The organism is Nocardia fusca NBRC 14340 (assembly GCF_001618425.1).
Taxonomy (GTDB): Bacteria; Actinomycetota; Actinomycetes; order Mycobacteriales; family Mycobacteriaceae; genus Nocardia; species Nocardia fusca.
Map to the genome: position 1 here is coordinate 1 of NZ_BDCU01000003.1, position 10,398 is coordinate 10,398.

General features: G+C 68.5%; 7 protein-coding genes. 1 reads left to right on the forward strand and 6 read right to left on the reverse strand.

Going from position 1 to position 10,398, the window contains the following annotated elements; genetic code table 11:
* Window positions 1-257: 257 nt before the first annotated feature.
* Together purF and NF4_RS00465 are read right to left on the reverse strand one after the other, a co-directional pair.
* Window positions 258-1,847: an amidophosphoribosyltransferase gene (gene purF / locus NF4_RS00460; RefSeq protein WP_063125321.1), complete on the reverse strand. Its 1,590-nt coding sequence runs from the start codon at window positions 1,845-1,847 to the stop codon at window positions 258-260.
* Between the two features lie 334 nt (window positions 1,848-2,181).
* A complete protein-coding gene (locus NF4_RS00465) occupies window positions 2,182-2,676 on the reverse strand; it encodes a WapI family immunity protein (RefSeq protein WP_157119850.1) in 495 nt (164 codons plus the stop codon).
* 210 nt (window positions 2,677-2,886) lie between these two features.
* On the opposite strand from NF4_RS00465, the gene NF4_RS00470 reads away from it, so the two are divergent.
* A complete protein-coding gene (locus NF4_RS00470) occupies window positions 2,887-3,855 on the forward strand; it encodes an HAD family hydrolase (protein ID WP_063125323.1) in 969 nt (322 codons plus the stop codon).
* On the opposite strand, the gene NF4_RS00475 is transcribed toward NF4_RS00470, so the two are convergent.
* The 4 genes from NF4_RS00475 to NF4_RS00490 all read right to left on the reverse strand — a co-directional run bounded on the left by NF4_RS00475 (window position 3,809) and on the right by NF4_RS00490 (window position 10,093).
* Entirely contained in the window at window positions 3,809-4,477 is a 669-nt protein-coding gene (locus NF4_RS00475; RefSeq protein WP_063125324.1) for a CPBP family intramembrane glutamic endopeptidase, read from the reverse strand. The genes NF4_RS00470 and NF4_RS00475 overlap by 47 nt on opposite strands.
* Entirely contained in the window at window positions 4,474-6,213 is a 1,740-nt protein-coding gene (locus NF4_RS00480) for an alpha/beta hydrolase (RefSeq protein WP_063125325.1), read from the reverse strand. Before NF4_RS00480 ends, NF4_RS00475 begins: the two co-directional genes overlap by 4 nt.
* A 76-nt stretch (window positions 6,214-6,289) precedes the next feature.
* A complete protein-coding gene (purL, locus tag NF4_RS00485; protein ID WP_063125326.1) occupies window positions 6,290-8,581 on the reverse strand; it encodes a phosphoribosylformylglycinamidine synthase subunit PurL in 2,292 nt (763 codons plus the stop codon).
* A gap of 237 nt (window positions 8,582-8,818) precedes the next feature.
* Window positions 8,819-10,093 carry a M18 family aminopeptidase gene (locus NF4_RS00490; RefSeq protein ID WP_063125327.1) on the reverse strand — a complete coding sequence of 425 codons (1,275 nt, stop codon included), beginning with the start codon at window positions 10,091-10,093 and terminating at the stop codon, window positions 8,819-8,821.
* Window positions 10,094-10,398 lie beyond the last annotated feature (305 nt).

The following is a 10,398-nucleotide window of genomic DNA, read 5'->3' on the forward strand; positions in this document are numbered from 1 at the left end:
CACTGCACCTTCACGAGCAAGCTCACCTCCCCGCTTCCACAAGCAGGTCAGCATCCGAACTGCGCGACGTCCATACCTTCTTCACGGAGCAAGGGCTACCTTCCGACGGCGCAAGCGGGCCTGTATGTGCGGCTTCGCGAGCGAAGCCGTCTTCTCACCCCACGACCGGGTGCACACCTGCCACGCCCGCGGGACCGGGTGACCACAGACTTGACCATCGACTCCCGCTTTTCGAGACCGATGCGGAACCCGACCCGTTACGGCCGGCTGAGGGCGCTGGCGTTGGCGTTTTCGGTGAGGACGCGGGACTGAGACCGCCCGCCGAACTCCAGCAGGTTCTTGCCGATCGCGGCTTCGGTGGGCAGCGGGATCGGGTAGTTCCCGTCGAAACAGGCGCAGCACAGGCGGGTGCGGGGCTGTTCGGTGGCGGCGACCATTCCGTCGATCGAGATATAGCCGAGGGTGTCGGCTCCGATGGAGCGGCGGACGCCCTCGACCATATCGTGCATCGCGTCCTGGTCGGCGGGCATTCCGTCGGGGTCGGTGCCGGCGTTGTTCGCGACCAGCTCGGCGCGGGAAGCGAAATCGATCCCGTAGAAGCACGGCCATTTCACCGGCGGGGAGGCGATCCGGACGTGGATCTCCAGGGCACCGGCTTCGCGCAGCATCCGGATGAGGGCGCGCTGGGTGTTGCCGCGGACGATCGAATCGTCGACGACGATCAGGCGTTTGCCGCGGATCACTTCGCGCAGCGGGTTGAGTTTCAACCGGATGCCGAGCTGGCGGATGGTCTGGCTGGGCTGGATGAAGGTGCGGCCGACGTAGGCGTTCTTCATCAGGCCCTGCCCGTAGGGCACGCCGGATCCCTGCGCGTAGCCGACCGCGGCGGGGGTGCCGGATTCGGGGACCGGGATCACCAGATCGGCGTCGATCGGGTGTTCGGCGGCGAGGCGGCGGCCGATGTCGACGCGGGTGGCGTGTACCGAGCGCCCGGAGATGGTGCTGTCGGGGCGGGCCAGGTACACGTACTCGAAAACGCAGCCCTTGGGTTCGGGATTGGCGAATCGGGAGGAGCGGACGCCGTCGGCGTCGATGGCGAGCAATTCGCCCGGTTCGATCTCGCGGACGAAGGAGGCGCCGACGATATCGAGGGCGGCGGTTTCGCTGGCGACCACCCAGCCACGTTCCAGGCGGCCCAGCACCAGCGGACGGACACCGTGCGGATCGCGGGCGGCGTAGAGAGTGTGCTCGTCCATGAAGGTCAGGCAGAAGGCGCCGCGCACCGTGGGCAGCAACTCCATGGCGGCCTGCTCGATACTCGAATCCGCGGAGGCGTGCGCCAGCAGCGCGGTCATCACATCGGAGTCGGAGGTCGCCGAGACGGCGCCGGGGCGGCCGGGGCCGGCGACGAGGCCGAGTTCACGTGCCCGGTCGGCCAATTCGGCGGTATTGACCAGATTGCCGTTGTGGCCGAGCGCGAGCCCGGAACCGACGGCGGTGGTGCGGAAGATCGGCTGGGCGTTCTCCCAGGTGGTGGCTCCCGTGGTGGAGTAGCGGCAGTGGCCGACGGCGACGTGGCCCGGCATGGCGGCCAGGGTCTGCTCGTCGAACACCTGGCTGACCAGGCCGAGATCCTTGAAGACCAGCACCTGCGAACCGTCGGAGACCGCGATGCCCGCGGCTTCCTGGCCGCGATGCTGCAGGGCATAGAGGCCGTAGTAGGTGAGCTTGGCCACGTCCTCCCCCGGGGCCCAGACCCCGAAGACTCCGCATTCCTCGCGGGGCGGATTCTCGGTCTCGTCGGTTGCGGTGGGATTGCTGACTGCCGGTTGGTCGGCGTGGGTCACCGTGCGCTCCCTGGTCGGGCGGGTGTGGGGGCACTCGATATTCTACGGGTGTGTCGCGCTTGCGCGTCACCGGATCAGCACTCCGGCAGCAAGCGGGCCCGGAACGGCCGTTACCGGGGCCCACAACCCGCGACAGCGTGGCCCAGCAAACCTTCATACCCAGTTAACCCCCCTTTCACCTGCTGAAACGAGGGGCAACCGGACTCGCCGGGCCTTCTCGCGGACGTCGGCAGCGGCCCCGGGTCACCCCCGGCCATAAGCCCCACCCGCTACCCGGCGCAACGTGGGCGATATCACCCGCGCAGCCGCCACGAACGTGACCCGGACGCGCCGCTCAGCGGGCGCGACCGAGCAGGCTGCCACCGGGCGGGAGGTAGCTGTCCACTTCGGCGCCCAGGTCCTTGGCGGCCGTGGCGATATCGGCGGCCGCGAGGCGGGCCGTGACGATGTACGGCGAACCCGCGGTGGCCCGCCGGTCCCAGGGCGGGGAGAACTCCAGATCCAGGCCGATCCGCAATTCGATCTCACCCCCGGTACGGGTGGCCGTGAAACTCAGATTCGGTTCGGTGAAGGCGAGCCGGGCGGGGCCGTCGGCGGGCGCACCGGCCGGTTCCGCCTCGGCCGCGATCCGGCGTAGCCAGTCCGCCAGTTCGACCGTGTCGTCCAGACTCAATGCCTGCCAGCGGAAGGACCAGTTCCCCTCGGGGCAATTCGCGGTACCGGCGATCACCAGCCAGCTGTACCGGATTCTCGGATCGATATGGTCCGGAAACTGGTATCCGGCAATGGTGAATTCCACACCGTATCCGTCACTGTCGATCAATCTCACCGGCGCAGTGTTTCATCATCGCGACAATCGCGCCCGGGGTCGGCCCGATGATCTGGTGCACACCTCGAAACACCGGCGAACTCCCTCGGTTCCGACCATGTTGAGCGAGGCAGTTCGGGCTAGACTTCGGCGCATCCCGAACCGGCGTGCGCCGATCGACACGCGCTCCGCGGGACAGACGAGCCCCACACCTATCAGGATTCGACCGAAGTGGACCTGACCAATCTCATCGCGCTCGGCACCAACGTGCCGGCGTCGCGATTGTTGGAGATGGCACGCACAACGCTCGTCGATACCGCCCACGCCCTCGCCCGCGCAGGAACGGCGCCCCGTTATCACCGCGCGTCCACCAACCTGCGAACCCACATCAACACCACGACAACGGTGGAGAGCATCGCGCTGCGCGTGCCGCTCTACAACCCGCCGTACCCCGCGGCTACAGGTAGCGGGCCCCACAACGCCTTGGTCTGCGATGAGAATCCGGCAGCAGGCCGGTTACTGACCAGGATGCTCGGCGAACGCCGCTGCCTGATCTTCGACGTCGACGGTCCGATCTGCTCGGTGTTCGATCGATTCCGCGACTACGCAGTGGCCGACCAACTGCGCAGATCGCTGAATCTCCCCTTCCCCGAACACATCGCCACAGCGAACGACCCTTTCGCCGTGTACCGGTACGCCGCGAGTTTCGGCGATCGATACGCCCGCTTGGCGGAACGCGAACTCGCCCGATTGGAAGTCGAGGCCATGGGCAGCGCGCGCCCGACGCCCGGCGCCGACGACACCCTCAGAGCAAACCACGCCCGCTCCGGACAGAACATCATGCTCAGTAACAACTGTGTCGCCGCGGTCGACCGATATCACGCCCTCCGCGGTACACAAGACCTTGTCGACGGAAACTACAGCCGCGGCGTGGCACCGGACCGCCGCTACTACACCAGTCTGCTCAAACCCGACCCGTTCCCACTGGAACGCGCCATGGCCGGCGCGAACGTCTCGCCCGGGGACTGCCTCTATATCGGTGATTCCACGACCGATATCCAAGTCGCGCATGCGGCGGGCATGCCGGCGATCGCTTTCGCGGACAAACCCGGCAAGATCGAGGCGTTCGCCCCGTTCGAGCCGGATGTGATCATCACCGAGATGTCTGCTGTTCAGCGCGCACTGACGACGGCGGTCTGACTTCCGCTCGGCGAACGCGGCCGCGACGGGACAGCATCGCGCCGCCGGCGTTCACCGCCCAGTGCAGCAGCGCGGGTGCGACGGCACTTCCCGTATGCCGATACAGGGCCCCGAAGATCAGTCCGGAAATACCGGTGAGCCCGACGGTCCCCCACACGTTGTCGCCCGTGGCCCGGGCCGGGTGAACATGCCAGAGCCCGAAGACCGAAGCACCGGCAACGGAACCCGCTGTCCGCCCGAATTCTCTGTCCAGCAGAGGCTCCAACGTGCCCCGGAAGATCAGCTCCTCGGCGTACACGGTGCCCAGGGGAATATGCACAGCGACCCATTCCGCCGTACCTACATCCGGAGCCCGATCGTTCGTATCGCCGAGCGCCCGGCGCACCGGCGGGATGAGCAGCGCCGCCGCGTAACCCGCGGCCACGACCCCGGCGCATCCGATCCCATAACGCAGGCCCCGCCCGGAGAGCCAATTCGGGCGGCCGTCGAACGCCAGGGCGTAACCGGTGGCAGCGACCGTGTTGGCAACAGTCCGGCCGCGTCGATCGAGCGCGAGATGAGGCAGCAGCCAATTGTTCCAGAGCACCGGCGCGGTCACAGCGGCGAGTGTCCGTGCCTTCATTTCACCTCGCGCTCGTACGCCTCGTACGCCTCGATCTCGAGCCGGATACGTTCGGCGAGTTCGGGATTCCAGTCGGGCGGTTGGGCGACCGCGGCCCAGCCGTCCAGGACCAGACTTCCGTAGCGGTGGCCGTGCCCGTCGCGCACCCCCTGGGCGTTCGTGAGGTCCGCGCTGATCTGCCAGAAGGTGACCAGCGGCGCCCAGCGCACCCGGGGTGAGACATCGGCGCCGCGCGGTTCCGACAGCCAATCCGGCCGGGTCAGCGCGAGATCCGGGGACCACCAGACGATCGGGTCGGAGGCGTGTTGCAGGTAGGTGATCCGTGGTGCCCGCCATTCCGGGCCGGGCCGGCCGAGGTCCTCCCGATCTCCGGCGAACCGGATCACCAGGCCATCGGCGTAGACCGGCTCGGTTTCGGGCGAGCCCGGATCACGCCGGTTCACGAACTGCTGCCACAGCCGGTTGGAGTTCGGCGGTCCGACCCAGAGCGCGCCGTCCACTTTCTCCCGCAGATCGGCCAGCCCGTCGAAAGCGGCCTCCGACCCCTGCGATCCGAGACTTTCGCCGTAGACGAGCAGTTTCGGTCGCTCGGCGGCCGGTCGGGTGAGGGTTTTGCGGTAGACCGCATCGAACAGTTCGCGGCCCGCGGTGGCGGCCTTGCCGCGGTCGGCCAGAAACGACAGCGCGCTGGGCAGATACGAGTACTGGGTGGCCACGATGGCCGAATCACCGCCGTACATGTATTCGATGGCGCCTGCGGCCATCGAGTTGACCCAGCCGGTGCCGGTGGTGGTGACCACGACCAGCGCCTCCCGGTCGAAGGCGCCGGTGCGATCCAGTTCGGCGACCGCCAGATCGGCCTGGCTCAGTCCGGTGTCCTCGACCGATTCCAGCCCGACATAGGCGCGGATGGGTTCCTTCGCGGGCCGGCCGGTGACCCAGGAGATGCGCTGGGCACTCGGCCCGTGCGAGACGAACCAGCGCCCCTCGAACCCGAGGGTTTCCCAGGGCGCGAACGACTCCGGGCTGCCCGAGCGTTCGGCGAGCCGGGGCTGGACGGCGTATTCGGAGGTGTGGTCGTTGCGCACGCTGAACGCCGAGTTCGCGGCGGCGAAGAAGGCGCGGGTGGCGACGCCGTTGAACAGGGTCACCACGAGTAGTACGAGAACCAGGAAACCCGCGGAGGGGGCCAGCTCCCGGGGTATCTTGACCCACCGGTTCAGCTGGCGGGCCAGGTACAGGATGAGTTCGCGCACAGTGCGATAGCAGGCCACCACCAGCACCCCGACCGTGAGGCTCAGACCCCCGGTGCGCAGGTAGGCGGGTGTGGTGGTGCCCTCCATCCCCATCAGCGCGGTGATCTCGCGTTGCCAGTGCGCCGACTGCACCAGCATGTAGCCGGCGCTCAGCGCGGCCGTCATCAGCACCGCGGATTTCAGGGCGTAGCGGGTCCAGGTGGGCGGCGCCGGTATCCGGGTGAGCCGGGGCCGCACCCACAACCGGAACAACCATTCCAGCAGACAGCCCACCCCGTACCCGATGGCCGCGTTGATCCCGCTGATCAGACCCTGGAACATCCAGTCGCGCGGCAGCAGCGACGGCGATACCGACAGCGCGAAGAACACCGTCGCGACCACCAGACCCACATAGTTCAGGTCGATGATGTGCTCGGTCCGCCGGACCACCGCGACGCACCGCCGCCGCAACCTGGTCACGGAGTCAGCGGTTTCCAGCACCCGTCCAGTATGGCGGGCGGGACCGGCGCCGGAGGGTGGCCCGGGTCACCTCCGGCGCGCCAGCCGCGGGTCCGGGTCAGGCGTGGCCGCCGAAGAGCGCGGGTAGCGTGCCCTCGTGCGCGGCGCGCAGCTCGGCCATGCCGATGGAGAACTGGCCCTGCACCTCGACCGAATCCGAACCCTGATCGACCACGCCGATGCGCACCCAGGGCAGTTCCCGGGCCGTGCACATCCGGGTGAAGCGGGTCTCCTCCGACCGCGGCACAGCGACCAGCACCCGGCCCGCCGATTCGGAGAACAGCATCACGAACGGGTCGGCGTCCTCGGGCAGCAGGATCCGGCAACCGGTTTCGCCGGCCAGGGCCGCCTCGACCACGGTCTGCGCCAGGCCGCCCTCGGAGAGGTCGTGGGCGGCACTGATCATGCCGTCGCGCGAGCCCGCGGTGAGGACATCGGCGAGCAGTCTCTCGCGGTCGAAATCGACCTGCGGCGGCAGCCCGCCCAGATGGCCGTGCGCCACCTGCGCCCAGACCGAACCGCCGAATTCGTCGCGGGTGTCGCCCAGCAGGATGAGCGTCTCCCCCGGTTCCAGGCCGAGTCCGGTGGGGATGCGGCGGTGGACGTCGTCGATCACGCCCAGGACGCCGACCACCGGAGTGGGCAGGATGGCGTTCTCGCCGGTCTGGTTGTAGAAGCTGACATTGCCGCCGGTGACCGGGATACCCAATTCCACACAGCCGTCGGCGAGACCGCGTACGGCCTGCTGGAACTGCCACATCACACCGGGATCCTCCGGGGACCCGAAGTTCAGGCAGTTGGTGACCGCCTTCGGCGTGGCGCCGGTGACGGCCACGTTCCGGTAGGCCTCGGCCAGGGCCAGCCGCGCCCCGGTGTACGGGTCGAGCTTGGTGTAGTGACCCGAGGCGTCGGTGGCCAGCGCGATACCGCGGCCGCTCACCTCGTCGATCCGGATCACCCCGGCGTCGGCCTGTTCGGCGAGCACGGTGTTTCCACGCACGTAGCGGTCGTACTGTTCGGTGATCCAGCGGCGGCTACACAGCTGCGGACTGGCCACCATCTTCAACAGGGTGTCGCGCAGTTCCTCGGCGGTCTTGGGCCGGGGCAGGTTGTCCGGGGTGTCGGCGTTGAGCGCGTCCTGGTCGGCGGGACGGCGCACCGGCCGCTCGTATACCGGGCCCTCGTGCGCGACGGTGCGCGGCGGCACGTCCACCACGGTCTCGCCGTGCCAGGTGACCTCCAGCCGCTCGCCGTCGGTCACCTCACCGATCACCGTGGCCAGCACATCCCATTTCGCGCAGACCGCGAGGAAGGCGTCCACGTTCTCCGGGGTCACCACCGCGCACATACGCTCCTGCGATTCGCTGGACAGCACCTCGGCGGGGGTCATATCGGCGGCGCGCAGCGGGACCCGGTCGAGTTCGATGCGCATCCCGCCGTCACCGGCGGCGGCCAGTTCGGAGGTCGCGCAGGACAGCCCGGCGCCGCCGAGGTCCTGGATACCCACCACCAGCCCGGCGTGATACAGCTCCAGACAGCATTCGATCAGGACCTTCTCGGTGAACGGATCGCCCACCTGGACGCTCGGCAGCTTCTTGCGGCCGCTGCCGGAATCGTCACCGGAGAAGGTGTCCGAGGCCAGCACCGAAACGCCGCCGATACCGTCGAGCCCGGTCCGCGCACCGAAGAGAATGATCTTGTTGCCAGCGCCCGAGGCGAAGGCGAGGTGCAGGTCCTCCACCCGCATGACCCCCGCACACAGCGCGTTGACCAGCGGATTTCCCTGGTAGGAGGCATCGAAGACGGTTTCGCCGCCGATATTGGGCAGCCCGAGGGAGTTGCCGTAACCGCCGATCCCGCGGACCACGCCGTCCAGCACCCGGCGGGTATCGGCGGCGTCGGCGGCACCGAAACGCAACTGGTCCATCACCGCGATAGGACGCGCGCCCATGGCCATGATGTCGCGGACGATCCCGCCGACCCCGGTGGCCGCGCCCTGATACGGCTCGACATAGGACGGATGGTTGTGGCTCTCCACCTTGAAGGTGACCGCCCAGCCGTCACCGATATCGACCACGCCCGCGTTCTCGCCGATACCGGCAAGCATGGCCGAACGCATTTCCTCGGTGGTCGTCTCACCGAAGTAGCGCAGATGCACCTTCGAGGATTTGTAGGAACAGTGCTCGCTCCACATCACCGAATACATGGCGAGCTCGGCATCGGTGGGCCGGCGCCCCAGAATTTCCCTGATCCGGGCGTATTCGTCGTCCTTGAGCCCGAGCTCGGCGTACGGCTGCGGCGTATCCGGGGTAGCGGCGGCGGTGGCGACCGTATCGACCTGCGCAGTCACGGGGGTACCAGGATCCTTTCGTAGGTTGGCGCGCCGACGCGCGCGAGCTCCGGCCCTCCGGGCTCCCACCGCGATAAGCGGCAGGTGACATCGGTGCCACGGTTCGGTCGGAACGGGGGCCTCGGCGGCGGGGCCCCGACAGAGTTGATCCAGCACGAATCCTACGTCCACCTGCGCCGGACCGATTACCGACCCCATCGCTGGAAAACCCCTGACCCATGCCTCGACCGGAACCGCCTACGGAGCGAGGAAGGCCGCCAGGGCCGCCGCGTAGGCGGTCACATCCGCCGCGCCCATCATCTCCCGCGCCGAATGCATGGCCAGCTGGGGCGCACCCACGTCCACGGTCGGCATACCGGTGCGCGCGGCGGTCATCGGGCCGATGGTGGAACCGCAGGGCAGATCGGCGCGGTGCACATAACGCTGCATCGGTACTCCGGCCCGATCACAGGCCAGCGCGAACGCTCCCGCGCCGACCGCGTCGGTGGCGTAGCGCAGATTCTGGTTGACCTTCAGCACCGGCCCGCCGTTGATGTCGATGCCGTGCGAGGGCTCATGCCGTTCCGGATAGTTCGGGTGGGTGGCATGCGCCATATCGCCGGACGCACACACCGACCCCGCGACTGCCGCCAGGAATTCGGCGCGGCCACCGCCGCGGGCCAGCACGATCCGCTCCAGCACCGTGGGCAGCAGCTCGGACTGCGCACCCCGGTCGGATTGGCTGCCGACCTCCTCGTGGTCGAACACGGCGAGCACCGGGACGGCGTCGCCGGGATTCTCGACGGCGGCGCGGAAGGCGGCCAGACCCGCGTAACACGTGCCCTGATTGTCCAGGCGGGGTGCGCTGATCAGATCCCGGCCGGCACCGATCACCCGGCTGGGCGCCAGATCGTGGGTCATCAACTCCCAGCCCAGTACCGCCCGCGGATCGACCCCGGCGGCCTCGGCCACGAAATCGAGGAACGCGGCCCGTTCACTGCCGACACCCCAGACCGCGTTGACATGCCGCTGCGGATCCAGCGTCACCCCGCGCCGATCCTCGGACAGATGGATCGCCAGCTGCGGAACCCGCAGAATCGGTTCGTCGATCCGCACCAGCCGCTCCGACAGCCCCGTCCCCTCCCGCACACTGAGCCGTCCGGAGATCCCCAGCTCCCGGTCTAGCCAAGAGTTCAACCAGGCACCGCCGTACGGCTCCAGCCGCACCAGCTGCCAGCCCGCGACCGTCAGATCGGGATGCTGCTTGACCCGCAGATTCGGACTGTCGGTGTGCGCACCCACCACCCGGAACGGACCCGCCTGCTCCGGATCGGCCCACGCCACCAGCGATCCGCCGCGCACGATGTAGTACCGGCCTCCCGTACCGGGCCACGCCCGGGTCTCGTCCAGCCGGACGAACCCGTCGGTTTCCAGCGCCTCGGCGATGGTCCGGCAGACGTGGAACGGCGAAGGCGACGCATCGATGAACTCACACAACCCGGCGGCCGAAGCCGCGACAGCAGAACTCGGCATGCTGTGACCCTAAGCTGTATCTTTTGGCGCCGCCTGCGGCGTCGCGGGTCGAGGCCCCCTGGGTCCCGCTGTTCAGGCCTCGAGACTCGCGGCTTCGCCGCATGCGATGTGCGGTGGGCCGCCCATGGAGTACGACCATTGAGCACTTCCGGCCAAGGGCGGGACGGGCCTCGCCCTTTGCGGGCCTCGCCGAACTCGGCACAAGGCGGCGTAATGCCGTTCGTGAAAGCAATCGGATGCGAGGTCGCCTCTGCCGGGTTACGTCGGCATTCGGCCCGGACATCGAATGCCGACGCAACCCGCAT